The sequence below is a fragment of the Allobosea sp. genome, from assembly GCF_051860145.1.
In the GTDB taxonomy this organism is placed as follows: Bacteria; Pseudomonadota; Alphaproteobacteria; order Rhizobiales; family Beijerinckiaceae; genus Allobosea.
In genome coordinates, this window is record NZ_JBHYEM010000004.1 from 224047 (window position 1) to 248285 (window position 24239).

General features: G+C 67.0%; 25 protein-coding genes. 5 read left to right on the top strand and 20 right to left on the bottom strand.

Going from position 1 to position 24239, the window contains the following annotated elements; translation table 11 throughout:
• Positions 1–5 precede the first annotated feature (5 nt).
• The 8 genes from flaF to ACTIF2_RS09040 form a co-directional block, all read right to left on the bottom strand.
• Positions 6–377 carry a flagellar biosynthesis regulator FlaF gene (flaF, locus tag ACTIF2_RS09005; RefSeq protein ID WP_439496717.1) on the bottom strand — a complete coding sequence of 124 codons (372 nt, stop codon included), beginning with the start codon at positions 375–377 and terminating at the stop codon, positions 6–8.
• The gene (gene flbT / locus ACTIF2_RS09010; RefSeq protein ID WP_439496718.1) at positions 361–753 is read right to left on the bottom strand and encodes a flagellar biosynthesis repressor FlbT; all 393 of its coding nucleotides are present in this window, start codon (positions 751–753) and stop codon (positions 361–363) included. Before flbT ends, flaF begins: the two co-directional genes overlap by 17 nt.
• A gap of 46 nt (positions 754–799) precedes the next feature.
• Complete coding sequence (locus ACTIF2_RS09015; RefSeq protein WP_439496719.1) at positions 800–1942, bottom strand: flagellin N-terminal helical domain-containing protein; 1143 nt, start codon at positions 1940–1942, stop codon at positions 800–802.
• A gap of 210 nt (positions 1943–2152) precedes the next feature.
• Positions 2153–3292 (bottom strand): flagellin N-terminal helical domain-containing protein, encoded by a 1140-nt coding sequence (locus ACTIF2_RS09020; RefSeq protein WP_439496720.1) that lies wholly within the window; start codon positions 3290–3292, stop codon positions 2153–2155.
• A 247-nt stretch (positions 3293–3539) separates the two neighbouring features.
• Positions 3540–3980, bottom strand: coding sequence for a hypothetical protein (locus ACTIF2_RS09025; RefSeq protein WP_439496721.1), 441 nt, complete (start codon positions 3978–3980; stop codon positions 3540–3542).
• Between the two features lie 164 nt (positions 3981–4144).
• Complete coding sequence (locus tag ACTIF2_RS09030) at positions 4145–4633, bottom strand: hypothetical protein (RefSeq protein WP_439496722.1); 489 nt, start codon at positions 4631–4633, stop codon at positions 4145–4147.
• Positions 4620–4991, bottom strand: coding sequence for a rod-binding protein (locus ACTIF2_RS09035; RefSeq protein ID WP_439496723.1), 372 nt, complete (start codon positions 4989–4991; stop codon positions 4620–4622). Before ACTIF2_RS09035 ends, ACTIF2_RS09030 begins: the two co-directional genes overlap by 14 nt.
• Entirely contained in the window at positions 4991–6124 is a 1134-nt protein-coding gene (locus ACTIF2_RS09040) for a flagellar basal body P-ring protein FlgI (protein ID WP_439496724.1), read from the bottom strand. Before ACTIF2_RS09040 ends, ACTIF2_RS09035 begins: the two co-directional genes overlap by 1 nt.
• 207 nt (positions 6125–6331) lie before the next feature.
• Here ACTIF2_RS09040 and ACTIF2_RS09045 point away from each other — a divergent pair, with 207 nt between their 5' ends.
• Positions 6332–6739, top strand: coding sequence for a flagellar assembly protein FliX (locus ACTIF2_RS09045; protein ID WP_439496725.1), 408 nt, complete (start codon positions 6332–6334; stop codon positions 6737–6739).
• A gap of 141 nt (positions 6740–6880) precedes the next feature.
• Here ACTIF2_RS09045 and ACTIF2_RS09050 read toward each other — a convergent pair whose 3' ends face one another.
• The 3 genes from ACTIF2_RS09050 to ACTIF2_RS09060 form a co-directional block, all read right to left on the bottom strand.
• Entirely contained in the window at positions 6881–7432 is a 552-nt protein-coding gene (locus ACTIF2_RS09050) for a 2,4'-dihydroxyacetophenone dioxygenase family protein (protein WP_439496726.1), read from the bottom strand.
• A gap of 105 nt (positions 7433–7537) precedes the next feature.
• A complete protein-coding gene (locus tag ACTIF2_RS09055) occupies positions 7538–8257 on the bottom strand; it encodes an SDR family NAD(P)-dependent oxidoreductase (RefSeq protein ID WP_439496727.1) in 720 nt (239 codons plus the stop codon).
• A gap of 90 nt (positions 8258–8347) precedes the next feature.
• Positions 8348–9121, bottom strand: coding sequence for a hypothetical protein (locus tag ACTIF2_RS09060; protein ID WP_439496728.1), 774 nt, complete (start codon positions 9119–9121; stop codon positions 8348–8350).
• 289 nt (positions 9122–9410) lie between these two features.
• On the opposite strand from ACTIF2_RS09060, the gene ACTIF2_RS09065 reads away from it, so the two are divergent.
• Positions 9411–10625, top strand: a complete 1215-nt coding sequence (locus ACTIF2_RS09065; RefSeq protein ID WP_439496729.1) for an NADP-dependent isocitrate dehydrogenase — start codon at positions 9411–9413, stop codon at positions 10623–10625.
• 168 nt (positions 10626–10793) lie between these two features.
• On the opposite strand, the gene ACTIF2_RS09070 is transcribed toward ACTIF2_RS09065, so the two are convergent.
• The 3 genes from ACTIF2_RS09070 to recA form a co-directional block, all read right to left on the bottom strand.
• On the bottom strand, positions 10794–11417 hold the full coding sequence (locus ACTIF2_RS09070; RefSeq protein WP_439496730.1) for a hypothetical protein: 624 nt from the start codon (positions 11415–11417) through the stop codon (positions 10794–10796).
• A 61-nt stretch (positions 11418–11478) separates the two neighbouring features.
• A complete protein-coding gene (alaS, locus tag ACTIF2_RS09075; RefSeq protein WP_439496731.1) occupies positions 11479–14130 on the bottom strand; it encodes an alanine--tRNA ligase in 2652 nt (883 codons plus the stop codon).
• A gap of 277 nt (positions 14131–14407) precedes the next feature.
• Complete coding sequence (gene recA, locus ACTIF2_RS09080; RefSeq protein ID WP_439496732.1) at positions 14408–15493, bottom strand: recombinase RecA; 1086 nt, start codon at positions 15491–15493, stop codon at positions 14408–14410.
• A gap of 343 nt (positions 15494–15836) precedes the next feature.
• Here recA and ACTIF2_RS09085 point away from each other — a divergent pair, with 343 nt between their 5' ends.
• The 3 genes from ACTIF2_RS09085 to ACTIF2_RS09095 are packed head-to-tail and all read left to right on the top strand — an operon-like array spanning position 15837 to position 18557.
• A complete protein-coding gene (locus ACTIF2_RS09085; protein ID WP_439496733.1) occupies positions 15837–16376 on the top strand; it encodes a transporter suffix domain-containing protein in 540 nt (179 codons plus the stop codon).
• Positions 16377–16393: 17 nt separating this feature from the next.
• Positions 16394–17524, top strand: a complete 1131-nt coding sequence (locus ACTIF2_RS09090; RefSeq protein WP_439496734.1) for an HlyD family secretion protein — start codon at positions 16394–16396, stop codon at positions 17522–17524.
• Positions 17514–18557 carry a DUF2955 domain-containing protein gene (locus ACTIF2_RS09095; RefSeq protein WP_439496735.1) on the top strand — a complete coding sequence of 348 codons (1044 nt, stop codon included), beginning with the start codon at positions 17514–17516 and terminating at the stop codon, positions 18555–18557. Before ACTIF2_RS09090 ends, ACTIF2_RS09095 begins: the two co-directional genes overlap by 11 nt.
• Positions 18558–18586: 29 nt before the next feature.
• On the opposite strand, the gene ACTIF2_RS09100 is transcribed toward ACTIF2_RS09095, so the two are convergent.
• From ACTIF2_RS09100 to ACTIF2_RS09125, 6 genes are all read right to left on the bottom strand, one after another.
• Positions 18587–19066 carry a hypothetical protein gene (locus ACTIF2_RS09100; RefSeq protein WP_439496736.1) on the bottom strand — a complete coding sequence of 160 codons (480 nt, stop codon included), beginning with the start codon at positions 19064–19066 and terminating at the stop codon, positions 18587–18589.
• Between the two features lie 57 nt (positions 19067–19123).
• Positions 19124–21628, bottom strand: a complete 2505-nt coding sequence (cckA, locus tag ACTIF2_RS09105; RefSeq protein ID WP_439496737.1) for a cell cycle histidine kinase CckA — start codon at positions 21626–21628, stop codon at positions 19124–19126.
• Between the two features lie 76 nt (positions 21629–21704).
• The gene (flhB, locus tag ACTIF2_RS09110) at positions 21705–22772 is read right to left on the bottom strand and encodes a flagellar biosynthesis protein FlhB (protein ID WP_439496738.1); all 1068 of its coding nucleotides are present in this window, start codon (positions 22770–22772) and stop codon (positions 21705–21707) included.
• Positions 22773–22781: 9 nt separating this feature from the next.
• Positions 22782–23540, bottom strand: coding sequence for a flagellar biosynthetic protein FliR (fliR, locus tag ACTIF2_RS09115; protein WP_439496923.1), 759 nt, complete (start codon positions 23538–23540; stop codon positions 22782–22784).
• 80 nt (positions 23541–23620) lie between these two features.
• Complete coding sequence (gene fliQ / locus ACTIF2_RS09120) at positions 23621–23887, bottom strand: flagellar biosynthesis protein FliQ (protein ID WP_439496739.1); 267 nt, start codon at positions 23885–23887, stop codon at positions 23621–23623.
• Between the two features lie 25 nt (positions 23888–23912).
• A complete protein-coding gene (locus ACTIF2_RS09125) occupies positions 23913–24239 on the bottom strand; it encodes a flagellar hook-basal body complex protein FliE (protein WP_439496740.1) in 327 nt (108 codons plus the stop codon).

Consider the following 24239-nt stretch of genomic DNA (forward strand, 5'->3'; position numbering starts at 1 on the left):
GGCGATCAGCGGCCGCGCAGGCCGGCGGCGACGTCGCGGTTGATGTTGATGAGAACCGCGAGGCCTGCCGGCTGCTGCTGGGCCGAAATCCGGAAGGTCTGGTTGAAGATGAAATTGGCCAGCGTCAGGATGCTGCGCTTGATCTCGACCGGAAGCGGATTGTCTTCCTTGATCACGGCCGAAACCAGCAGCGTCCACAGCTTGCGGTTATAGCCGAGCGCGTCGTCGAGCTCGCCTTCACGGGCGGTCCAGTCGTCGACGATCGCCTGGAGCCTGACGGCGGCCTTGAGAAGGAGCGTGGCTTCGAGTTCGCGGGGGGAGACGGTGGCTTGCGCGGTCCTTGCGGCCGCGCCGTAGGCGTTAAACCCGTGTTGCATTCTCGATGAGTTCCGCTTCGTAAGCGATCAGCTTCTTGGCTGCCTTCAATGCCTTGTAGAGATCGCCGCTTAAGATGCAGTTATTGATCTCGGTCATATGCGGCAGGGCGCTCGGCGCGGCCTGCAGGAAATCGCGCACCAGCTGGAAATAGGTCGCGTGCTGATGCGTCGGTTCCTGGGCCAGGTACATGAGCTGGATCGAGAGATAGATCTTCTTGGCCGGACTGTCGGCGTTGGCCGACGTCATGATGTCCTTCTCGCGCAGGATCGGCGCCTCTCCCTCGATGAAGAAGCGGGTGCGCTGCTCGTCGTTGCGAATGACGACGGCGCCGATGATGATGCGCTCGTTCGGCTTGAGCTCGACCTTGAGGGCCATGTCTTGACCTGCCTTCTGGCTGACGGGGAGGGCGGGGCTCTCGGGATCAGCCGAAGAGCCGGAGCACGCCCTGATCGGCCTGCGAGGCGAGCGACAACGCCGTTTGGGAAAGCTGCTGGCGCGTGTTGAGGGCCAGGAGCTTGGCGCCCTCCTCGTTCGAGTCGGCAAGAACGAGGTTGTCGGCGCCGATCGTCAGCGTATTGACCAGGTTCTTGGTGAAGTCCTGGCGGGTCTGGACGACCGAGAGCTGTGAACCGAGCGACGAGGCGGTCGAGCGCAGCGAGGTCAGCGCATTGGTCAGGGCGTCCGAGGCGTTCGCAAGGTCGGTGTCGTTCTGGAAGTCGATGCCGCCGGCACCCGCCTGGCCAATGCCGAGATTGGCGGCCGTGACCTCTTCGCCCTGGATGTTGAGCTTGTTCTGCGCCGCGCCGGTCTTCTCGTTGAAGACGACCGAGAGCGCGTCGCCGGCCAGCAGGTTGATGCCGTTGTAGCTGGCGTCCGTGGCAAGCTCGTTGATCTGGTTCCGCAGCTCGTTGAACTGGTCGACAAGATTGGCGCGCACATCGGAGTTCGCGGCTGCGCCGGTATGGGTTCCGTTGAGGCCTGCGGCGGTGACCGCGTCGGCGCCGGCGATGACGAGGTCGTCCGAACCCGTGCCCTTGATGGTGAGTTCGCCGGCGTTGTTGACGGCAGCGGTGGCGATGCCAGAGTCGTTGATCTTGTTGACCACGTCGCGAATGGTCTCGGTCGCGCCTACCGTGACCGTGTAAGCGGTGCTGCCGGCGGTGATGGTGATCGTACCGGCGGCGGTGACGGTGGCGCCGAGCGCTGCGGCCTTGGTTGCGCCGAGCGTGGCGCTGGTCGCCGTCGGGCGGTTCTGGGCCGCGTCGGCCTGGGCCTGCTTGATCGTCGATTGCGCCGACTGGACCAGCTTGATGATGCCGTCGATGCCCTTCGAGGCCGACTGGATGGTCTGGATGCCGTTCGAGATGCCGTCGAGCAGGCCGTTGAGCTGACCGGCGCGGTCATTCAGCCCTGCCGCGGTGAAGAAGTTGATCGGATTGTCGATCGCAGAGTTGACGCGCCGGCCCGTGGCGAGGCGGTTCTGGATCGCCCCCTGTTCAGCCGTCGTCTGCTGGAGGGTGAGCAGGTTGTTGCGCACGCCGCTGGTAAGAATCGTGTTGGCCATCTCTCGGTCCCCTGAAAGCGCGGCTCAACGCCTGCTCGGATTGCCCTGGACCGATCATCATTCGTTAAGGCTAATAAAACGTTAAGCGCGGGCGCGCGTACGTAAGAATTGGGTGCAGGAATCAAGAAAGGCGGCGGGTCGATGAACCCCCCCCCGTCCATTTAACCCGCCCACCTCCAGTGGGCTTGCCCGCATCTGCGGGACGAAGGATCAGAACAGACGCAGCACTGCCTGGTCGGCCTGGCTCGACAGGCTGAGCGCGGTCTGGGAGAGCTGCTGACGGGTCTGCAGCGCAAGCAGTTTGGCGCCTTCCTCGTTGGTATCCGCCAGCACCAGGTTGTCGGCGCCCTGGGTGAGGGTGCTGATCAGGTCCTTGGAGAAATCCTGACGGGCCTGGACGACGCCGAGGCTCGAACCCAGCGACGAAGCCGTCGAGCGCAGCGAGGTCAGCGCGTTGGTCAGCGCGTCGGCGGCGTTCGAAAGGTCGGTATCGTCCTGGAAGTCGATGCCAGCAGCGCCGGCTTCCTGGATGCCGAGGTTGGAGGCCGTGATCTCATCGCCCTGAATGTCGAGCTTGTTCTGAGCGGCGCCGGTCTTCTCGTTGAAGACGACCGACAGCGCGTCGCCCGACAGCAGGTTGATGCCGTTATAGCCAGCATCCTTGGCGAGCTGGTCGATCTGCGTGCGCAGTTCGTTGAACTGATCGACGAGGCTGGCGCGCACGTCCGAGTTGCCGGTAGCCGTGGCGGTGCCGTCGAGGCCGGCGGCCAGGGTGGCGTTGGCGCCTGCGACAACCAGGTCGTCCGAGCCCGAGCCCTTGATCGTCAGTTCGCCGGCATTGTTCACCGAAGCGGTGGCGATGCCCGAGTCGTTGATCTTGTTGACGGCGTCACGGATCGTGTCGGTGGCCGTGAGAGTGACCGAGAATTCCGTGCTGCCGGCAGTCAGGGTGAGCGTGCCGGCGCCGACGACGGTCGAGGCCAGAGCGGCCGCCTTGGTCGCACCGAGAGACGCGGTGGTGACGCTGGGGCGGTTCTGGGCGGCGTCGGCCTGAGCCTGCTTGATCGTCGACTGGGCGGACTGGACCAGCTTGGTGATCGCGTCGATGCCCTTCGAGGCCGACGTGATCGTCTGGATGCCGTTCGAGATGCCGTCCAGGAGGTTGGTGAACTGCCCGGCACGGTCGTTGAGGCCGGCCGCAGTGAAGAAGTTCACGGCGTTGTCGACGGCCGAGTTGACCTTCTTGCCGGTGGCAAGACGGTACTGACCCTGCTGCGAGGCGGAGGTGGTCTGGGCGAGGGAGGAGAGCGCGGAGCGCACGCCCGCGGAGAGCGAGATGGTGGAGGCCATGTGATTATACCCTTCTGGTATGGTGCCTTCTGGCGTCATGGCCTTCTGGCCAGGACGGGGCGACACTGGCCGCCAGCCCGTAACAACTGGTAAATTTCAGAGGGCGAATTGCCGTGAATTTGGGCAAAGCCACGGCATGGTTAAGCGCGCGCTAAGAGCGAGCGGCGGCGAGATCTCGCGCAAACGGGCAGCGCCCGCGGGAGCGGGCGCCGGGCGTTCTGGCAATGCTGCTGGTGCCGCGCTTCGGCTAGGCCGTGCGCTCGATGCTGGAGCCGTGCTGCTCTTCGGCGCTGCGGGCGCGTTCGGCGAGTTCGCGGGAGAAGACGCGCAGCTTCAGCATGGTCTCGTCGGGCAGCTGCGAGACGGTCTCGCCGGTCTCGCGGTTCTTCTTCTGGTAGACGAGGGTGCGAGTGCGAGGCTCGATAAGGTCGCGCAGATCCCGTTCGCGCAGGCGCTGGCTCTGCTGTTCCGAGGAGGCGCGCTGCTGCGCGGCGGCGGCATCACGGGCAGCCTGCTCGGAACGCCCGCGCAAATCGAGCCGGACGGCCTCGCCGGCGGCGGCCGATTGCACGGTCTTGGCTGGTGGCAATTCGACGGGAATGCTGCCGCTCGTCGCGACTGCGTCGCTCCTGGCGGGAACGTTGAAGGGCCCAATCGCGGTCGCCCGCGCGGCGCTGCCGAAATCCATCGCTCACTCCTTCTGGAGCCAGGCAGCGGCTGACGGCCACGGCCATGATCCTCGAAGCCCGGATAGGCCAAGCCCATCGGATCACAGCGATCATGTCGGTAAAAATTGAATCTTACGTAAGGGAATTAGGTAAATATTGACGAATGGCGGCGCAGCGCGGGGTTTCAGAGGCTTCGCGAGACGACCAGGGGCCCCGAGTTCGGGCGCGCGAAGGCGCCGGCTCCGACCGTGGCGGCCGGCCCGTATCCCGCGGCGCGAGCCGGACGGTTCGCCTCCGCCGCGAGGTCGCGGACGATCGATTCCGAGACCGCGCGCGCCGTGGCCAGCACGATCTGGTTCGTCTCGATCAGGTCCTGAAAGGCGATATGGGCGGCCTTGAGGCGCTTGACCTCGTCGGGCACGAAGCGCGCCAGCGCGACGGCGTTGAGCTTCACCTGCTCGACGCCGCGCATATAGATGCCGGCGAGCTCGGTCTTGCGCGGCTCGCGCTCCATCGCATCGGGGAGGCGGCCGGCGCGCACCAGCTCGGTTTCCTCTCCGACGACATGGGAGAGCGCGCCGAGCGTCTCGAGCACGGTCTCGATCAGCGCCCGGGCCTCGATCGCGGTCGCGACGCGCGGCCGCTCGTCCAGTACGCGCCTAGCTACGGACATGAGCCGCTCCGGTTGCCGGTTTGGCATTGCCGGCCTGTTCCTGGACCTGCAGCAGATCGCGCATGATCGTGTCCGACAGCCCGATGCCGCCGGCCTTCTGAAGATGGCGGGCATATTCCTGGGTCAGCATCGAACGGTAGACGCCGCCGCCGGTGCCGTTCTCGCCGAGCGGACCTTCGTTCTCCGTCGTCGCGAAGAGCTTGTCGGTCATTTGCTCGAGGAACATGGTCTCGAACTCGTCGGCCTGCTTCTTGGCTTTCGCCTTGGCCGGGTCGAGCGCGCCGGCGATGCCGTCGATCAGGCTGCCGGCAGCATTGAGCGCGAGCCGGGCGGCGGGGAGAGCGAGGGCGGCAGTCATCACATCACCTCGATTTCTGCTTGCAGCGCTCCGGCCGTCTTGATGGCCTGGAGGATGGAGATCAGGTCGCGCGGGCCGATGCCCAGCGCGTTCAGCCCATCGACGAGCTCGGCCAGCGTGACGCTTTCCTTGACGAGGGCGAGCTTGTTGCCACCTTCGGTGTCGACCTTGACGCTGGTGCGCGGGGTCACGACCGTCTCGCCCCGGCTGAAGGGCTCGGGCTGGCTGACCTGCGGCTGCTCGCTGATCGTCACCGTGAGGTTGCCCTGCGCGACCGCGACGGTCGAGACCCGGACGTCCTTGCCCATGACGATGATGCCGGAGCGCTCGTCGATGACGACGCGGGCGAGCTGGTCCGGCTCGACGCGCAGCTGCTCGATCTCGGTCAGCATGCGGATCATGTTGCCCTGGAAGCGCGCGGGGATCTGCAGCACGACGGTCGAGGGATCGGTCGGCTCGGCGGCGTCGCCGCCGAGGAAATCGTTGATCGCGGCGGCGACGCGGCGCGCCGTGGTGAAATCGGGATTGCGCAGCGAGAGCCGCAGCGTCTTCAGCTTGTTCAGGGCGAAGTCGATCTCGCGCTCGACGAGGCCGCCATTGGCGATGCGGCCGACCGTCGGCACGCCGCGCGTGATCTTGCTGGCCTCGCCCTCGGCCGAGAAGCCCGAGATCGCGACCGGCCCCTGCGAGACGGCGTAGACCTCGCCATCGGCGCCGAGCAGCGGCGTCGCCAGCAGGGTGCCGCCCTGCAGGGACTTTGCGTCGCCGAGCGCCGAGACCGTGACGTCGAGCCGGGTGCCCTGCGTCGCGAAGGGCGGCAGGCTCGCCGTGACCATCACCGCCGCGACATTGGCCGTGCGCATATTGGCGCCGCGCGTGTTGACGCCGAGCCGCTCCAGCATCGCCGTCAGCGACTGCTTGGTGAAGGGCGCGTTGTTCAGGGTGTCGCCGGTGCCGTTGAGGCCGACCACGATGCCATAGCCCAGGATCTGGTTGGAGCGGACACCTTCGACCGAGGCCAGGTCCTTGATCCGCGAGAGCGCCTCCGCCGGGCCCGAAGCCAGCGCAAGCCCGGCCGCCAGCAAAGCGGCGAGCGGTATCGCGAGACGTTTCAGGGCGGGCAGACGAAGCATCGGGCACCTGGGTGAGCGGAATGGTTGCCGCCATGCCCTGCGAAGCCCGTGCCAATCGCCGCCTGAGAAAAAGCCGTTATATCAGAGTGTATTGGCGATCAGGCGGGTGAATGGGACGGCGCATCCGGCTATGCCGTTCCTGCCGGACCGGCAGTTTCTGCCGGGTGATTTACCGCTTGTTAACCAGGCCGGCCCAAGGCTTTGCGCATGATCCGCATCGACCCGCGCGCGCCCGTTCTCGGGCCAGGCTCGGCCAGCCAGGGCAGGCGGGCAAGCGGGTCGTCATTCGCGCTTCCCGCGCGGGACAGCGCGACCCCGGCGCAGGCCGGCGCGGTCAGCACTGCCGGTTCGCTGGACACGCTGCTCGCAGTGCAAGCCGAAGGCGATGCGACCGAACGCAAGAAGCGCCAGGCGCGGCGCGGCCACGACCTGCTCGACGGGCTCGACCGGCTGAAGGCGGCGCTGCTGTCGGGGCGGGTCCAGGTCGCCGAGCTCGAGCGCCTCAAGACCATGCTGTCGCTGCGGCGCGAGACCACCGACGATCCGCGCCTCGACGATGTGCTGGCCCATATCGAACTCAGGGCGGCAGTCGAGCTGGCCAAGCTCGGGCGCTGAATGATCCTATAGCCTCATCCTGAGGAGCGATCGCAGATCGCGTCTCGAAGGATGTTTCAGAGCGCGCTGGAGCATCCTTCGAGACGCCGCTGCGCGGCTCCTCAGGATGAGGGCTGTGGTTCTGAGAAACGGCAGCGGCCGCTATCTGATGAACTGATCCGCGTACTCCGCGCCGAGGCCGTTGGTCGCGTAATGGGCGCGGCATTTGTCGAGCCGGGTGAAGACGTCGTCATAGCCCAGGCATTTGCCGTCCGGATCGACATAGATCATCGCGCCGTTGACCTGGAACATCGTGATCATCTCCTCGACCTCGGGATCGACCACCAGCGTATGCGTCTCGCCGGGAGCCTCGTAGACATAGGAGCCCTCGGTCGCGACCCAGTCATGCTCGAGATAGCGCCACTGGCCCTTGATCACGTAGCCATGCACCGGCAGCGGGTGGCGATGGCGCGAGAGCACGCCGGCGCGGCGGACCTTGAGCAGGTTCATCCAGTAGCCGCGCGTCACGCAGAAGAGCAGGGGCCGGAACCAGACATTGTCATCGACCGGCACCCAGACGCGCTCGTCGGTCGGGATGACGTTCGGCACGATGAGCTCGGGCGGGGAATCCTTCGGCTGGGGGTGGCGATAGGGCGTCCAGCGCTCCTCATTGGTCGCCGCGACGGGCGTGGGCATGGAATTGGGCTTGTCCATGGCATCTGTCCCTTGAAATCATGATTCAAGGCCTTGTCGGCCTGATTCCGGAAGCGGCCGCATGTGCCTGCGGTATCTGCGTTTTCCAAGCTAGCGCGGGTGGCGTCAGATCGCCAGATAACCGCCGTCGACGGGCAGGATCGCGCCCGTGACGAACTTTGCCGCGTCGGACAGAAGGAAGACGATCGCGCCGCCGACATCGGCCGGCTCGCCCCAGCGGCCCTGCGGCGTGCGGGCGAGGATCGGGGCCGAGCGGACCTCGTCCTCGACCAGCGGCCGAGTCAGCTCGGTCGCGATCCAGCCCGGCGCGACGGCGTTGACGCGGATGCCCTCAGTGGCCCAGGCGGCGGCCAGCGACTTGGTGAGCTGGCCGACGCCGCCCTTGGAGGCGGCATAGCCGGGCGCGAAGGGCGAGCCGTGGAAGGTCAGCATCGAGGCCGTGTTGACGATCGCGCCCTTGCTCGCTGCGAGCTTTTCGCGCGCAGCGACGCACATCCGCATCGAGCCGGTGAGGTTGACCTCGACCGTCAGCCTGAAGGCCTCGATCTCGAACTCCTTGCCGCCGCGCTGGATCATCCCGGCGCAGTTCACCAGCGCATCGATGCGCGGGCAGAGGGCGACGATGGCCGCGACCTGATCGTCGCTGGTGACGTCGAGCCTGGCATGGCGGATCGCGGGGTGAGGGGGCGCGGTTGCGACCTCCTTCTCGGTGAGGCCGGTGGCGAGGACATCATAGCCCGCCTGGGCGAGCGCGAGCGCTGCACCGGCGCCGATGCCGCTCGTGCCGCCGGTGACGAGAGCGAATTTGGGGGAGGGGTCTGTCATGACGGCACGCTAGAATGGCGGGCCGGCGACGGGAAGGGTGGCAGCCGCATGCGGCTGCGCAGGAAACGGGGTGATCGCCCCCGGCGCTGTTCAGCGCAGCGTGTAGTTCAGCCGGAGCATGGCCGAGGCGCTGGTGTCGAACTCGCCACTGGCGAGCGGAACCTGCCGGCTGAGCTTGACGTCGAGCACGGTCTTCCAGGGGCTTGCCATCGGCTGGCTCAGATCGGCCAGGACCTGGATCTGCGGCGTGACGCTGGCTGCGAAGAGATTGTCGGCGGCGAAGGCATAGCTCGTGGCCAGCGCAAGCTGCGAGGTCAGCGTGACGTGGTCGAAGAGCTGGGTCCGGAAGCCCAAGGCAGCGCCGGCGCGCTGCTCGGCCGTGCCGGAGAAGCCGATTCCACCGCCGGTGTTGGCGTCCCAGACCAGGCCGAGCGCATCGGCGGGCACATTCCGGGACAGCGCCCAGTCGAAGCGCGTATCGGCCGCCTGCCAGGTGCCGCTGCCGGTGATGAAGGACGTCGCCAGCGAGAACCGGTCGGGCTCGAGCTTGACCCCGACCGCGCGTTCGGTCGCCGGCGTCGGTCCGCGAGGCGCCGTGGCAAGCCCCTGGCGAATGACCGTCGTCTTGATCGGCGGGCGGATCAGCCCGTTGCGCTCGGCGCGAGCCTGATAAGCCGCATTCCTGTCGAGGCGCGGCGCGACGAAGACCGGGACGGTCAGGACCGGGTCATTCGCCATCTCCCACGCGACCTCGTCGGATAGCGGATCGAAGGCGTAGCGGTCCGGCGCCGGCTTGGCGCGGGCCTTGGGCAGATCTTCGGCCCAGCCCGGCGCTACGGCGAACAAGGCCAGGCCGACGGCCATGCTCAAGGCGGCCGAACGCGGCCGCAATCCTGTCTGGCACTGTGTTTCGGACAAACGATCGTCCCGCTCGACGATGGCTGAGACGGGACTTTGTCACGTGAAGGTGCAGATTTTGCGGCGGTGCAGCAAAAGCCCGATCGACCGGGCCGCGCCGGGCGGCTCGCCGCTGCCCAAAAGGCCGGCTTCCCCCTGCGCGCGTAACCCGCTAGGAAGCGCGCGGGCGGGCCGTGGCGTCACTGCTGCAGCCCGGAAACGTTCCAGTCTGGCCAGAAGCAGGGGTCGAAATCACATGAGCAAGATCAAGGTCGCCAATCCCGTCGTCGATATGGACGGCGACGAGATGACCCGCATCATCTGGCAGAAGATCAAGGACACCCTGATCTTCCCCTATCTCGACCTCGAGCTGGATTACTTCGACCTGTCCGTCGAGAACCGCGACGCGACCAACGACCAGGTCACGATCGACGCCGCCAACGCCACCAAGAAGCATGGCGTCGCGGTGAAATGCGCGACGATCACGCCGGACGAGGCGCGCGTGAAGGAATTCAACCTGAAGCAGATGTGGAAGTCGCCGAACGGCACCATCCGCAACATTCTGGGCGGCGTGATCTTCCGCGAGCCGATCATCTGCAAGAACGTGCCGCGCCTCGTTCCGGGCTGGACCCAGCCGATCGTCATCGGTCGCCATGCCTATGGCGACCAGTATCGCGCGACCGATTTCAAGTTCCCCGGCAAGGGCACGCTGTCGATCAAGTTCGTCGGCGAGGACGGCCAGGTGATCGAGAAGGAGGTCTTCAAGGCCCCCGACGCCGGCGTCGCGATGGCGATGTACAATCTCGACGATTCGATCCGCGACTTCGCCCGCGCCTCGCTGAACTACGGCCTGATCCGCAAGTACCCGGTCTATCTCTCGACCAAGAACACCATCCTTAAGACCTATGACGGCCGCTTCAAGGACATCTTCCAGGAGATCTACGAGGCCGAGTTTAAGGCCGAGTTCGACAAGCTCGGCATCACCTACGAGCACCGTCTGATCGACGACATGGTGGCGTCGGCGATGAAGTGGTCGGGCGGCTATGTCTGGGCCTGCAAGAACTATGACGGCGACGTGCAGTCCGACACCGTCGCGCAGGGTTTTGGCTCGCTCGGCCTGATGACCTCGGTGCTGATGACGCCGGACGGCAAGACGGTCGAAGCCGAGGCCGCACACGGCACGGTGACGCGCCACTACCGCGAGCACCAGAAGGGCAAGGAGACCTCGACCAACTCGATCGCCTCGATCTTCGCCTGGACCCGCGGCCTCACGCACCGCGCCAAGCTCGACAACAATGCCGAGCTCGCGAAGTTCGCGACGTTGCTCGAGAAGGTCACGGTCGACACGGTCGAAGCCGGCGACATGACCAAGGACCTGGCGCTGCTGGTCGGCCCCGACCAGAAGTTCCTCTCGACCACCGGTTTCCTCGACAAGGTCAGCGAGAACCTGCGCAAGGCCATGACTGCCTGATCCGACCATCCGCAATCAGGATGAGAGAAGCGCCCGGGTTCCGATCCGGGCGCTTTTTTGTGCCGGGCGCTTTTTCGTGCGGAGCCGGGGGTGCACCGTGTTCAGCCGATGCGACCGGTCGGAGGGGGCGTGCGCGATCCGTGACGCGGCGCGCGATGCCGGCCCCGTTCACTCGACCGTCAATGGCCGGCGAGCCAGGATGCGCTGTCCGCTCACCGGCGCGTTCATGACATAGCGCAGCTCGTAAATGCCGGGTGTGTCCGGCGCCTCGAGCGTGGCCTCGACATTCTCCGCGGGAAGAAAGCTCGGCCCCGCCGCGTCGACCGCCGCATCCGGCGCGACGATGACGACGCGATCGCGGCCGCCATTGGGGCCGATGCCGCGTGCCGCAAAACTTGCATTGGCCTTGACCTTGTCGGGCGCGGCCAGCGTCGCCGAGGCCGTCGTCGTCGCGAGCGGCTGGCGGGCCAGGATCTCGCTCTTGCCGGCGTTTTCGCGCAGCAGCCGCAGCTCATAGACGCCGGCTTCGCCCGGCGTCGTGATCGAGGCTGCCGAGACCAGGCCTAGCGGAATCGACACGAAGGCCGTTTCCGGCGCGTCGGTGGGACGGGCGATCGCCAGAAGCGCTGCGTCGGGCGCCTTGCCGACGAAGACCGAGAGCATCGTGCCCGCCATGACGCTGCGCGACGCCGACAAGGTGGGGGGCGCCGGCGGGCGCGGCTGCGCAAGGGACGTGCCCATGCTGGCCGACACGATTGCCGCCAGCAGCATGGCGATGAGGAGCCTGATCATGCTCGTGAAGGAATGCACGGGGGTTCGACCGGTTCCGGGCGCCTTGCCACCAAGGTCGTTCTCAGCCCATGGCGGCGGCGACCGCATCGAGCGCCGCCTGCGCATTGGCCCCGTCCGGCCCGCCGGCCTGGGCCATGTCGCGGCGCCCGCCGCCGCCCTTGCCGCCGAGCTGCTCGGACGCCGTGCGCACCAGCGCGACCGCGTCGAAGCGGGAGGTCAGATCCTCGGTGACGGCGACGACGACGCCTGCCTTGCCGTCCTCGGCGACGCCGACGATGGCGACGACGCCGGAGCCGACGCGGGTCTTGGCCTCGTCGGCGAGGCTTTTCAGGTCCTTCATCTCGACGCCGGTGACGGCGCGCGCCAGCAGCCTGGCGCCGGCGATCTCCCGGATGGGGTCCTCGGCCGCGCCGCCGCCGCCCATGGCGAGCTTCTTGCGCGCGTCGGTGAGCTCGCGCTCGAGCTTCCGGCGCTCCTCGATCAGCGTCGAGACGCGTGCCGGCAGTTCGGCGATCGGCGCCTTGAGCAGTCCGGCCATCTCGTCGAGCGCGACGCTCTCCTCGCGCAGATGACGACGTGCCGCCTCGCCGGTCAGCGCTTCGAGACGGCGCACACCAGCCGCGACGCCGGACTCCGACAGCACGGCGACGAGACCGATGTCACCGGTCCGGCTGGCATGGGTGCCGCCACAGAGTTCGACCGAGAAGGTCTTCGGGGTGTCGGCATCGCGATCCGTGCCCATCGAGACAACACGGACCTCGTCGCCGTATTTTTCGCCGAAGAGGGCGCGCGCGCCCGACGCGATCGCGTCGTCGACCGACATCAGCTTGGTGACGATCGGCTCGTTCTGCAGCACCAGGCGGTTCGCCATCTCCTCGACCTGCGCCAGCTCCGCGCGGCTGATCGGCTTGGGATGGCTGAAGTCGAAACGCAGGCGCTCGGGCTGCACCAGCGAGCCTTTCTGCGCGACATGGTCGCCGAGCACGCGCCGGAGCGCCTCGTGCAGCAGATGGGTGGCCGAGTGGTTGGCGCGGATGGTGCTGCGCCGGCCATGGTCGACCGCCAGCTCGGCCGGCTTGCCGACACCGATCTCGCCGGAGACGACCTTGACCTGGTGGGCGAAGACGTCGCCGAGCTTCTTCTGGACGTCCAGGACCTCGGCCTTGAAGCCGTTGCCGGTGATCGTGCCGCTGTCGCCGACCTGACCGCCGGATTCGCCATAGAACGGCGTCTGGTTGAGGATGACGACGCCGCTCTCGCCTTCTTTCAGGGTCTCGACCTCGGCATTGTCCTTGACCAAAGCGGTGACCACGCCCTCGGCCGTCTCGGTGTCGTAGCCGAGGAACTCGGTCGCGCCGACGCGGTCGCGCAGCGGGAACCAGAGCTTCTCGGTCGCCGCCTCGCCGGTGCCGGACCAGGCGGCGCGCGCCTTGGCCTTCTGCTGCTGCATCGCCGCGTCGAAGCCCTCGACATCGACGCCGACGCCGCGGGCGCGCAGCGCGTCCTGTGTGAGGTCGAGCGGGAAGCCATAGGTGTCGTAGAGCGTGAAGGCGACGTCGCCCTTGAGGCTCTGGCCGGAGCTCAGGTCCCTGGCTGCATCGTCGAGGATGGTCAGGCCGCGCGCCAGCGTCGTGCGGAAGCGGGTTTCCTCGAGCTTCAGCGTTTCGGTGATCAGGGCCTCCGCGCGCAGCAGCTCGGGATAGGCCTGGCCCATCTCGCGGGTCAGGGCCGGCACGAGGCGGTAAAGCAGCGGCTCCTTGGCACCGAGAAGCTGCGCATGGCGCATGCCGCGGCGCATGATCCGACGCAGGACATAGCCGCGGCCTTCGTTCGAGGGCAGCACGCCGTCCGCGATCAGGAAGGCGGAGCAGCGCAAATGATCGGCGATGACGCGATGGCTCGCCTTCATCGGGCCGTCCGACGCGACCGAGGTGAGATCGGCGATCGTGCGGATCAGCGTCGCGAAGAGGTCGATCTCGTAATTGTCATGGGTGCCCTGCAGCACCGCCGCGACCCGCTCCAGCCCCATGCCGGTATCGATCGAGGGGCGGGGCAGGTTGGTGCGGATGCCGCCGGCGGCTTCCTCGTACTGCATGAAGACGAGGTTCCAGATCTCGATGAAGCGGTCGCCATCCTCGTCGGGCGAGCCGGGCGGGCCGCCGGGGATATGATCGCCGTGATCGTAGAAGATCTCGGAGCAGGGGCCGCAGGGGCCGGTATCGCCCATGCGCCAGAAATTGTCGGAGGTCGGGATGCGGATGATCTTGGAATCCGTCAGCCCCGCGATCTTCTTCCAGAGGCCGTGCGCCTCGTCGTCCTCGGAATAGACGGTGACGGTGAGCTTGTCGGCGGGGAGGCCGAACTCCTTGGTGACGAGCTTCCAGGCGAGCTCGATCGCGCGATCCTTGAAATAGTCGCCGAACGAGAAATTCCCGAGCATCTCGAAGAAGGTGTGATGGCGGGCGGTGTAGCCGACATTGTCGAGGTCGTTATGCTTGCCGCCGGCGCGCACGCATTTCTGCGCCGTGGTGGCGCGCGGATAGGGCCGCTTCTCCTGCCCGGTGAAGACGTTCTTGAATTGCACCATGCCGGAATTGGCGAACATCAGCGTCGGGTCGTTGCGCGGCACGAGCGGGCTCGACGGCAACACCTCATGGCCGGCCGACTTGAAGTAGTCGAGGAAGGTGGACCTGATCTCGTTGACGCCGCTCATCGCAATTCGAACTCTGCTTCAGGATTGGGTGGCCGGGCAGGCCATCTGGTGCGGATCGGTTCTAGAGCATGGCGCGAAAAAGTGGGAACCGGTTTTTCGCGTAGGCCATGCGCGGGTTTCCATCCGAATACGAGGGACGTGATCTACTCAGCCGCCTCGCACCTGTCCAGAAACCAGACGGCAGGTTCCGGCGCAAAGACAGAGGCTTGGCGCAAAACGGAAACGGGCGGCCCGCGAGGCCGCCCGTCACAGGATCCGTTGCCGGAAAGCCGAAGGCTCAGGCCTCGCCCTCGTCGAGATCGTCGTCGGTCGGCGTCGCCTCGTCGAGGATGCGCTCGGCGACGAGACCGGAATTCTGCCGGATCGTCGCCTCGATGCGGGCGGCCATGTCGGGATTGGCCTTGAGGAAGGATTTTGCGTTCTCGCGGCCCTGGCCGAGGCGCTGGCTGTCGAAGGAGAACCAGGCGCCGGATTTCTCGACCATGCCGGCCTTGACGCCGAGGTCGATGAGCTCGCCGACCTTCGAGATGCCCTCGCCGAACATGATGTCGAACTCGACCTGCTTGAAGGGCGGTGCGACCTTATTCTTGACGATCTTGACGCGGACCTGGTTGCCGGTGGCCTCGTCGCGCTCCTTCAGCGTCGAGACGCGGCGGATGTCGAGCCGGACGGAGGCGTAGAATTTCAGCGCGTTGCCGCCGGTCGTGGTCTCCGGCGAGCCGTACATCACGCCGATCTTCATGCGGATCTGGTTGATGAAGATGACCATGCAGTTCGAGCGCGAGATCGAGGCGGTGAGCTTGCGCAGGGCCTGGCTCATCAGGCGGGCCTGCAGGCCGGGCTGGACATCGCCCATCTCGCCCTCGATCTCGGCGCGAGGGGTCAGCGCCGCGACCGAGTCGATCACCAGGACGTCGATCGCGCCGGAACGCACCAGGGTGTCGGTGATCTCCAGCGCCTGCTCGCCGGTGTCGGGCTGCGAGATCAGGAGGTCGTCGAGATTGACGCCGAGCTTGCGGGCATAGACCGGGTCGAGCGCGTGTTCGGCATCGACGAAGGCGCAGACGCCGCCCTTCTTCTGGGCCTCGGCGATGGTGTGCAGCGCCAGCGTCGTCTTGCCGGAGGATTCAGGGCCGTAGATCTCGATGACGCGGCCCTTGGGCAGGCCACCGACGCCGAGCGCGATATCGAGCCCGAGCGAGCCGGTCGAGATCGTCTCGATCTCGATCGCCTGCTGGTTCTTGCCGAGCCGCATGATCGAGCCCTTGCCGAAAGCGCGTTCGATCTGCGAGAGCGCTGCATCCAGCGCCTTGGCCTTGTCCATCGAAGAGCCTTCCACGAGCCTGAGATTCGCCTGATTCACGACTTGCGCTCCTTATGGCAGGGGCGCGACCACATCTCAATGCGCGCCAAGCGCAATTATGATCATGGTTTGTTCTCGCCTTCAAGTTCTTTTTTTGTTCTCGTTGCCGCCTTCCACTCGGCCGGCTCCGGCTTCCGTTGCGGCAATGCTTCGCCGGGCCCGGCTGCACTGCGACGAATTTTTCTCGACAGTCCCGAGAAGCAAGCGCAGAATTTGCCTGAGACGGACACTGCGCCCGCGCGTTGGCTGGCGCGAGATCGGGCCTAAAGCCGTCGCTTACCGGGCGAACGTCGCCCTTCATACCTACGAGGCTTCGCGACAGCAGATTTCGAGGGGGGATGGGATGGCCGCCTCAGTCGACGCCACGGACGCGGTTGCAGCCGCCGGATGGCGCTTCAAGCTCGGGATCTGCATCTTCATATTCGCCTTCGCCCTTTGGCTGCTGATTCCGCTCGCGGCCTCGCTGGGCACGCCAACGACCCGCATCGCGGCGATGACGGGCGCGATCTTCGTCGCCAACAAGGTCCTGCTGCTGACCTGCATCGCCGTCATGGGCAAGGCCGGCTTCCAGCAGCTCAAGGGGCTCGCATTCGGCTATGTGAAGGGCCTGTCGCCGAGCGACACGGTCGGCCCCGTTCGCCATGCCATCGGGCTGGTGATGTTCTGCCTGCCGCTCCTCTCGGCGATGCTGGAGCCGTATATCGACCAGTTCTGGCCCGGGTTGAGACCCAATATCTGGCAGTTCCAGGCGCTCGGCGACCTCATGCTGTTTGCGAGCTTCTTCGTGCTCGGGGGCGATTTCTGGAGCAAGGTCCGGGCGCTCTTCATCCGCACGGCCAAGGTGGTGGACGCCCGCAATACGGGCGCGACGGCAGGCGTCTGAGGGGGCAGGCGGGGGCCATGAGCACCGAAGCCAAGAGCGCAGCTACTCCGGCCGCTGCCGACCCGCCGGCAGCGGCGCAGCGGCCGTCGTCGCAGAACCCGCTGCGCCGGGTCGCTCTCGCGGTGGTCGCGGCGGTCGTCGTGCTGTTTGCCCTGTCGATCGTCATGGAACGGCTCACGCCATCCTCCTCGCAGGCCGTGGTGCAGGCCTATGTCGTTCGCATGGCGCCCGATGTCGCCGGGCGGGTCATCGAGGTCAATGTATCCGACAATGCGCGCGTCGAGCCGGGGCGGGTGCTGTTCCGCATCGATCCGCGCCCCTACGAGATTGCGGTGACCGAGGCCCAGGCCCAGGTCGAGCGGATCGGGCAGACGCTGGGCGCCTCCACCGCCGCCGTGGAATCGGCGCAGGCGCGGCTGGTGCGGGCAACAGCCGAGTTCGACAATATCCAGGCCCAGTCGCAGCGCGTTCTCGAACTCGTCCAGCGCGGCATCCTGGCGAAATCCAAGGGAGACGAGGCGCGCGCGGCGCTCGACGGCTCGCGGGCATCGGTCGACGGGGCGGATGCCGATCTTGCCAAGGCGCGCGAGGAGCTTGGGCCCCGGGGAGCCGAGAATCCGCAGCTCAGGGCGGCGCTGGCCACGCTGGAGCGCGCGCGGCTCAACCTCCTGCATACGACCGTCACCGCGCCGGCCGCGGGCGTCGTCTCCAATCTCCAGCTCGCGACCGGCCAGTTCATCGGGGCGGGTCAGGCAGCGCTGACCTTCATCGATGCGGGCTCGATCTGGGTCTCGGCGAGCTTCAAGGAGAACAGCCTCGAGCACATGTCGACGACTGACATGGCGGAGGTCGTTTTCGATTCCCTGCCGGGCCAGGTCTTCCCCGCAAAAGTCGAAAGCATCGGCTGGGGCGTCTCGCAGAGCAGCGTCGATCCGAATACCGGCCTGCCGACGATCAGGAACGACAGCAGCTGGGTGCGCGATCCGCAACGGTTCCCGGTGCGCCTGATCTTCGACGGCACGCCGCCGCGCGGCATTCGCTTCGGCTCGCAGGTCAATGTCGTCATCTATACCGGCAGCAATCCTGTGGCGAACGCCATCGGTGGGGCCTGGATACGCCTCATCTCGATCCTGACCTATGCCAGCTGAGGCACTCGCCGCCGGTCTGGCCCGCCGGCGCCGGATCGGGCTGCGTGTCGCGCTTGCGGTCGCGACAGGGCTGACATTCGACATGGCGACGGGCGCCGTCATCCCGTTCCTGGGCGCGCTCTTCGCCGCGCAGTTCCTGGTTTCGGGAGCAAGGCCGCTGCCGCTGGCCAAGGCGATCGGGCTGGTCGGGATCGTCCTGGTCGTCGGGCAGGCCTTCATTCTCCTGAGCGGGATCTTCGGCGACCGGCCGGCGCAGTTTCTCAGCCTGCTCGGCCTGTTCTACTTCCTGTGCTTCTTCCTGCAGGCCGAGGGGCGAGGGGGGCCTGCGATCTTCGTCTGCCTGGTCATCGCGATCATGGTCCCGCTGCTCGACCGCGTGCATGACAAGCTGGACACGAGCATCATCGCCATTCTTCTCCAGGGCTGCGCGAGCGGAGCCATCCTCTCCTGGCTCGCCCATGCCGCGCTGCCGGACGCCGACATGCCGGATGAAGCGTCGGTGCAGGCCGCCGGCGGTGTCGAGGGGGCTGCGGTGCACGCCCTCGCCAGCGCGGTCATCCTGCTCATGGCCGTCACGTTCTGCCTGACCAACAGCGCGTTCTCGTCGGCGCTGGTGATCCCGATCACGGTTGCGTCCCTTTTGCTCCAGCTCGATCTGGCGGCCGGCTGGCGCGTGGCGCTCGGGCTCGTGGCCGTCAACCTGCTGGGAGGGGTCCTGGCTTCGCTGGCCTTCGCCTTCGTCGAGCTGCGGCCTTCGCTGCTCTCCCTGTTCCTGGTCGTCCTGCTCGTCGGGCTGATCCTGGGAGGGCGTGCGACCGCGGCTCATCCCTATGCCAAGATCTATGGCGGCGCGCTCACGACCTTCCTGATCCTGCTCGGAACCGGGCTGTCGCCGCTGCCGGCATCGACCCCTGAATCCTTCGCGACGAGGATCGGCTATGTGCTGCTGGCCGTCGTCTACACGCTCTGCATGACGTCGCTGTTGTGGCCCCGTCGGCGAGCCGCGGGCGCGATCGCGGAAGTTTCTCCCTGAAGGCGTGCGACAAACCGGCCGAAGCTGCGTTAACCGGGCTCGCCCGGAACTCGCGCGCGGGAGCGCTCCTGGAATGCGTTGCCGAGCCGCTCCAGCTCCAGCAAGTAGCAGTAGAGAGCGAACAGAATGGCGATGAGGAGCGCGCCGCGCCAGCTCAGGTCGAGATAGCCGAGGTCAAGTGCCGGCACATGTCGCAGGAAATAGAGCGAGAACAGCGCGCCGCCGAAGATGAAGCCGATCCTGCTGGCAAAGGCGAGCAGGTGGCCGAGAAAGACATTCCTGTAAGAGTTCGGAACCGCGACCTTGCGCAGGCGCCACCAATAGCAGGCCTGCCCGGCCAGGGCGGCGCAGGCAAGCTGGATGACGTTGCTGAGCGAGGCGGAGTTCGGCCGTCCGATACTGTCCAGCAGCACGCGGAAGGCCGATTGGATGTGATAGAGGATGATCGCCGCGCAGATTGTTTGGGCGAGAAGCAGGATCAGATATCTGCGTGAGTTCCCGGTCCACATCGCAGGCGTTCATCCCCTTGCCGATGCGGGAGCCCTCGCGCCGGCGCTGCCGCCGCCTCACCCCATCGTCGCCTTCACCGTCTCGACGAGCTGCTTCATCGTGAAGGGCTTTGGCAGGAAGTGGAATTCCTCGCCCTCCGGCAGGTTCTTGCGGAAGGCTTCCTCGGCATAGCCGGAGACGAAGACGACCTTGGTCGCCGGGTTGCGCTGGCGCAGCTCGCCGAGCAGGGTCGGGCCGTCCATCTCGGGCATGACCACGTCGGAGACGACGAGGTCGATCTTGCCGTCATGCTTGAGGAAGATGTCGAGCGCCTCGACGCCCGAGGCGGCCTCGTGGACGGTGTAGCCGCGCGAGACCAGCATGCGGGCGTTGAGCGCGCGCACCGCGTCCTCGTCCTCGACCAGGAGGATGACGCCGGCGCCGGTATGGTCGGCCGCGACCTTCTTCGGCGCCTCCCTGGCGGCGAGATCGGCGGCGATCTCCTCCTCGGTCGCGACATGTCGCGGCAGCAGGATGCGGAAGGTCGTGCCCTTGCCGAGGGTCGAATCGCAAAAGACGAAGCCGCCGGTCTGCTTGACGATGCCATAGACCATGGAGAGGCCGAGCCCCGTGCCCTTGCCGACCTCCTTGGTCGTGAAGAAGGGTTCGAAGATCTTGTCGAGATGCTCGGCCGGGATGCCGGTGCCGCTGTCCTCGACCTCGAGCATGACATAATCGGCCGCCGGCAGCGCCTGATGGCCGAGGGCCGCGCATTCCTGCGCCGCCACATTGCGGGTGCGGACATGGAGCTTGCCGCCGTCGGGCATCGCGTCGCGCGCATTGACCGCGAGATTGACGATGACCTGCTCGAGCTGGCCGAGATCGGCCTTGACCGGCCAGAGGTCGCGGCCCTGGCGCACGTCGAGCGTGATCTTGTCGGCGACGACGCGTTTCAGCATCAGCGAGAGGTCGGAGAGCACGTCGCCGAGCTCCAGCACCTGCGGGCGCAAGGTCTGCCGCCGCGAGAAGGCGAGCAGCTGCCTGACCAGCGCCGCGGCGCGATAGGCATTCTGCTTGATCTGCATGATGTCCGGGAAGGACGGATCGGTCGGCCGGTGACTGGCGAGCAGGAATTCCGAGGCGTTGATGATCACTTGCAGCACGTTGTTGAAGTCGTGCGCGATGCCGCCGGCGAGCTGGCCGACCGCCTGCATCTTCTGGGCCTGGTCGATATTGTCCTTCAGCTTGCGCTCGGAGGTGGTTTCCAGCGCATAGACGATGGCGCGCTCGCCGTCCTCGTCCTCGGTTGCCGCGACCGGCGAGAGATAGAGGCGCGCCGAGCGGCCGTCCTCGCCGGCGAGCGTGGCGTCGAGCGGGGCGATATCACCGCTGCCGGCCATGGCCGCCGCGAGACCCTCGTCGAGAGCATCGCCCGGCGCGACGAGATCCTGGATCGTCGCCGGCTGCGCGCCCTGCTGGGCCAGGCGGGCGAAGGCGGCGTTCGAGCGCAGGATGGCGCCGTTGCGGTCCACCGTGGCGATCGCCATCGGCGTCGAATGGAAGAAGCGGGCGAAGCGCACCTCGGCGTCGCTGCGCCCGTCGGAGCCCGCCTCGCCGGCGGTGCGGTTGAGCACGAGCGTGCGCGAGGGGCCGGCGCGGCCGTCGCTGCCGAAGGCGACCTGGTGGTGCAGCCGCACGGGCAGGGTGGTGCCGTTGCGCCGGCGCAGGTCGACGTCCAGCACCTCGACGCGGACATCGCCGGCCTGGCCGCGAATGGCCTGGATCAGGGCGGCGGCATTCGAGGTGGCGATGTCGTCGAGATGCAGGCCGCCGGAGCCGAAGCGGGCGAGGTCGTAGTCGAGCCAGCCGGAGAGCGTGGCGTTGAGATAGGAAACCTCGCCATCGGCGTCGATCGAGAGGAAGCCGGCCGGCGCATGGTCGAGATAGTCGATCGCGTGCTGCAGTTCCTGGAAGGCGTTCTCCTGGCGCTCGCGCTCCGGGGTGACGTCGGAGACGCTCCACAGCATGGCGGGGCGGCCGTCCCGCCGCACGGGCGAGACGCGGATCCGGTACCAGCCGACCGCGCCGCGCCCGTTCAGCGCCGGCTCGAGGCGGACCTCCTCGCTGAGCTTGCGGCCCTCGCGCGCGGCGGTGGCGAGGCGGTAGATCGCCTCGGAGACCTCGGCGCGTCCGGTGAAGAGCCGCTCGACCGGGCGGATATCGGTGGCGCCACGAGCCCCGGCCAGCGTCAGATAGGCCTCGTTGGCATAGACGATGCGGTTCTCGCCCTCGGTGACGACGACGCCGTCATCGGCGCTGTCGACGATCGCCTTGGTCAGGTCGTTGCGTGCGGCCCGACCGGAGAACTGCACGAGGCCGATGGCGAAGGCGAAGAGCCCGAAGACGCCGATCACCGAGAGCAGCGCGAGCAACCCGAGGATCAGCGGTTGCGCCCATTCGTTGGCGATGAAGCCGAGCGCGATCGCAGCCCCGACCAGGAGGCCGGCGACGAGCAGGATCACGCCGACATGCCCCGGCTTGTCGGAGCGATCGATCGCGGTTGTCGCCGTGGTTCCGCTCATGCGGCAGATCCGTCCCGTTGCTGTCCCGCCGCCCCCGTGACAGGTGGTCCGCCACGCAGTTCGCGCAAGATGCGAGTTAGGCGCGCCGGCCCTTCAGGCGCAAGACGTAACCGATGACTTCGGCGACCGCCTGATAGTGTTCGACAGGAATTTCTTCGTCGATATCGACTGTGGCGTAGAGCGCACGCGCCAGAGGCGGGTTTTCGATGATCGGCACCCGATGCTCGCCGGCGACCTCGCGGATCTTCAGCGCGATCGCGTCGACGCCCTTGGCGAGGCAGAGCGGCGCGCCCATGCCGGGCTCGTATTGCAGCGCGACGGCGAAGTGGGTCGGGTTGGTGATGATGACGGTCGCCTTCGGCACGGCGGCCATCATGCGCTTCCTGACGCGCTGGGCCCGGATCTGGCGCAGCTTGGCCTTGACCTCGGGATTGCCCTCAGAGTTCTTGAACTCGTCCTTCAGCTCCTGCTTGGTCATGCGCTGGCGCCGGTGCCAGGTGAAGCGCTGATAGACGAAATCCCCGATCGCGATCACGGCAAAGAGCGCGAGCACGCTCGCCATCAGCTTGATCGTCAGCGCCAGCGTCGCCGGCATCAGCGCGGTGACGCTCATCTGGGCGAAGCTCTCGAGCCGGTCGTGCTCGTTCCACAAGGTCAGGCTGACGACGATGCCGATCAGGGCGATCTTGGCGAGTCCCTTGGCGAAGTTGAACCAGGCTTCCTTGCCGAAGACGCGCTTGGCGCCGGCCATCGGCGAGATGCGGCTGAATTTCGGCATCATTGGCTCGGTGGTCCAGAGCGGCTTGTGCTGGATCAGCGCGCCGGCGAGCGCGGCGCAGAGGATGAAGGCGAAGGGCAGGCCGAGCGCCATGAAGCCGGTCATGACGCCCTGCTTGGTGACGTTGAAGAAGGCGTCGCCGCTGGAGGGAACCTGATGCGCGTTCATCAGGAAGGAGCGCAGAGAGAGCGCCGCGTGGCTGGTCGACCAGCCGGCGGCGACGAGCAATGCCAGCGTGAAGCCGCAGAGGACGAAGAAGGTGCCGATCTCCTGCGAGCGGGCGACGTCGCCCTTCTCGATCGCCTGATCGAGCTTTCGCTGGGTCGGTTCTTCTGTCCTGTCGTCGTTTTCGGCTTCCTCGGACATCGTGGCTCCTCAGTTGCCGGTGAACTGGCGCAGGAAGCCGCCGAGATCGTCGAGGAAGACGCCCATCATCACGCCGACGACGGCGAGCAGCACGAGCATGCCACCGAGGATCGAGGCCGGGACGGCGAGGAAGAAGACCTGGAGCTGCGGCATCATCCGCGCCAGGACGCCGAGGCCGAGATTGAAGAGCAGGCCGAAGACGATGAAGGGCGCCGAGATCTGCACCGCCAGCGCAAAGCCCTGCGTCGTCGCGCGGATCGCCAGGGTCGTGACGTCGCTGACATCCGGAAAGCCGCCGGGCGGCAGCAGGCGGTAGCTCTCGTGAATGGCGGCGATCGCGACATGGTGCAGGTCGGTGACCAGGATCAGCGTGATCCCGAGCATCGAGAGCAGGTTGCCGATCGAGGGGTTCTGCAGGCCGCCCGTCGGATCGACCGTCATCGCGAAGCCGAGGCCCATGGTCTGGGCCACGATGGCGCCGGCGCTCTGCAGGCAGGCCATGACGAGGCGCACGCAGACCCCGATGGTCAGGCCGATCAGGATCTCGCTGATGAGCAGGCCGACAAGGCTCGGCACATCGGCGGGTGGGGTGATCAGGCCGCGCGCCATCGGCACGATCATCAGGGCGATGAAGAAGGCCAGCGACAGCCGGGCGCGCGAGAAGATGAAGCGCTCGCCGATGCCGGGCATGAGCATCACGAGGGTGCCGACCCGCGCGAAGACGAGCACGAAAATGGCGCTGATCTCGGGCAGTATCGCGATCTGCATCGTGCCGGCTTGGCCCCTTCGCCGCGCGGGACGCCGCGTCGGCAGGCCCGAGGCGAGAGCCGGCTGCAGCAGCGACGGGCTCATTCGCCCGTGGCGATTCGGACGGCGACCCGTCCCATATAGCCTGCAAGCGCGTCTCCCATGAACGGGAGAAACAGCAGCATCGCGGCGAAGACCGCAACGATCTTGGGGACGAAGATCAGGGTCTGCTCCTGGATCTGCGTCAGGGCCTGGACGAGCGAGATGGCGAGGCCGACGCCGAGCGCGACCATCATCAAGGGGCCGCCGGCCTTGAGGAAGACGATGATGCCGTCGCGCGCGACGTCGAGAATGGCTGCGGAGGTCATGATGTCGTCCCGATCGGCCCGGTCATCAGACCGGCATCCGCATGATTTCTTCATAGGCCGCGATGACGCGGTCTCGCACCGCGACCAACGTCTCGATCGCAGCCTCGCTCTCGGCGACGGCCGTGACGACATCGACGATGTCGGAGCGGCCGGCAGCGACATTGGCCGCCTGGGTATCGGCCTTGCGGCCGGCATCGGCCGTGGCTTCCAGCGCCTGGCCGACGAGGGCGGAGAAATCGGGCATGCCGGCCGCGGCGCCCGTGGCGGCGCCGAGGGGCTTGCGCATCAGGTTGCCCGCGCCCAATCCCTGCATCGAGGCATAGGCGCCGGCGGCGAAGCTGGAGGTGGCCAT

What these genes read in the sequence shown, in the direction of transcription:
- flaF (WP_439496717.1), bottom strand. Translation starts at nt 377, where the DNA reads ATGCAACACGGGTTTAACGCCTACGGCGCGGCCGCAAGGACCGCGCAA.
- flbT (WP_439496718.1), bottom strand. Translation starts at nt 753, where the DNA reads ATGGCCCTCAAGGTCGAGCTCAAGCCGAACGAGCGCATCATCATCGGC.
- ACTIF2_RS09015 (WP_439496719.1), bottom strand. Translation starts at nt 1,942, where the DNA reads ATGGCCAACACGATTCTTACCAGCGGCGTGCGCAACAACCTGCTCACC.
- ACTIF2_RS09020 (WP_439496720.1), bottom strand. Translation starts at nt 3,292, where the DNA reads ATGGCCTCCACCATCTCGCTCTCCGCGGGCGTGCGCTCCGCGCTCTCC.
- ACTIF2_RS09025 (WP_439496721.1), bottom strand. Translation starts at nt 3,980, where the DNA reads ATGGATTTCGGCAGCGCCGCGCGGGCGACCGCGATTGGGCCCTTCAAC.
- ACTIF2_RS09030 (WP_439496722.1), bottom strand. Translation starts at nt 4,633, where the DNA reads ATGTCCGTAGCTAGGCGCGTACTGGACGAGCGGCCGCGCGTCGCGACC.
- ACTIF2_RS09035 (WP_439496723.1), bottom strand. Translation starts at nt 4,991, where the DNA reads ATGACTGCCGCCCTCGCTCTCCCCGCCGCCCGGCTCGCGCTCAATGCT.
- ACTIF2_RS09040 (WP_439496724.1), bottom strand. Translation starts at nt 6,124, where the DNA reads ATGCTTCGTCTGCCCGCCCTGAAACGTCTCGCGATACCGCTCGCCGCT.
- ACTIF2_RS09045 (WP_439496725.1), top strand. Translation starts at nt 6,332, where the DNA reads ATGATCCGCATCGACCCGCGCGCGCCCGTTCTCGGGCCAGGCTCGGCC.
- ACTIF2_RS09050 (WP_439496726.1), bottom strand. Translation starts at nt 7,432, where the DNA reads ATGGACAAGCCCAATTCCATGCCCACGCCCGTCGCGGCGACCAATGAG.
- ACTIF2_RS09055 (WP_439496727.1), bottom strand. Translation starts at nt 8,257, where the DNA reads ATGACAGACCCCTCCCCCAAATTCGCTCTCGTCACCGGCGGCACGAGC.
- ACTIF2_RS09060 (WP_439496728.1), bottom strand. Translation starts at nt 9,121, where the DNA reads ATGGCCGTCGGCCTGGCCTTGTTCGCCGTAGCGCCGGGCTGGGCCGAA.
- ACTIF2_RS09065 (WP_439496729.1), top strand. Translation starts at nt 9,411, where the DNA reads ATGAGCAAGATCAAGGTCGCCAATCCCGTCGTCGATATGGACGGCGAC.
- ACTIF2_RS09070 (WP_439496730.1), bottom strand. Translation starts at nt 11,417, where the DNA reads ATGATCAGGCTCCTCATCGCCATGCTGCTGGCGGCAATCGTGTCGGCC.
- alaS (WP_439496731.1), bottom strand. Translation starts at nt 14,130, where the DNA reads ATGAGCGGCGTCAACGAGATCAGGTCCACCTTCCTCGACTACTTCAAG.
- ACTIF2_RS09085 (WP_439496733.1), top strand. Translation starts at nt 15,837, where the DNA reads ATGGCCGCCTCAGTCGACGCCACGGACGCGGTTGCAGCCGCCGGATGG.
- ACTIF2_RS09090 (WP_439496734.1), top strand. Translation starts at nt 16,394, where the DNA reads ATGAGCACCGAAGCCAAGAGCGCAGCTACTCCGGCCGCTGCCGACCCG.
- ACTIF2_RS09095 (WP_439496735.1), top strand. Translation starts at nt 17,514, where the DNA reads ATGCCAGCTGAGGCACTCGCCGCCGGTCTGGCCCGCCGGCGCCGGATC.
- ACTIF2_RS09100 (WP_439496736.1), bottom strand. Translation starts at nt 19,066, where the DNA reads ATGTGGACCGGGAACTCACGCAGATATCTGATCCTGCTTCTCGCCCAA.
- cckA (WP_439496737.1), bottom strand. Translation starts at nt 21,628, where the DNA reads ATGAGCGGAACCACGGCGACAACCGCGATCGATCGCTCCGACAAGCCG.
- flhB (WP_439496738.1), bottom strand. Translation starts at nt 22,772, where the DNA reads ATGTCCGAGGAAGCCGAAAACGACGACAGGACAGAAGAACCGACCCAG.
- fliR (WP_439496923.1), bottom strand. Translation starts at nt 23,540, where the DNA reads ATGCAGATCGCGATACTGCCCGAGATCAGCGCCATTTTCGTGCTCGTC.
- fliQ (WP_439496739.1), bottom strand. Translation starts at nt 23,887, where the DNA reads ATGACCTCCGCAGCCATTCTCGACGTCGCGCGCGACGGCATCATCGTC.
- ACTIF2_RS09125 (WP_439496740.1), bottom strand. Translation starts at nt 24,239, where the DNA reads ATGGCCACCTCCAGCTTCGCCGCCGGCGCCTATGCCTCGATGCAGGGA.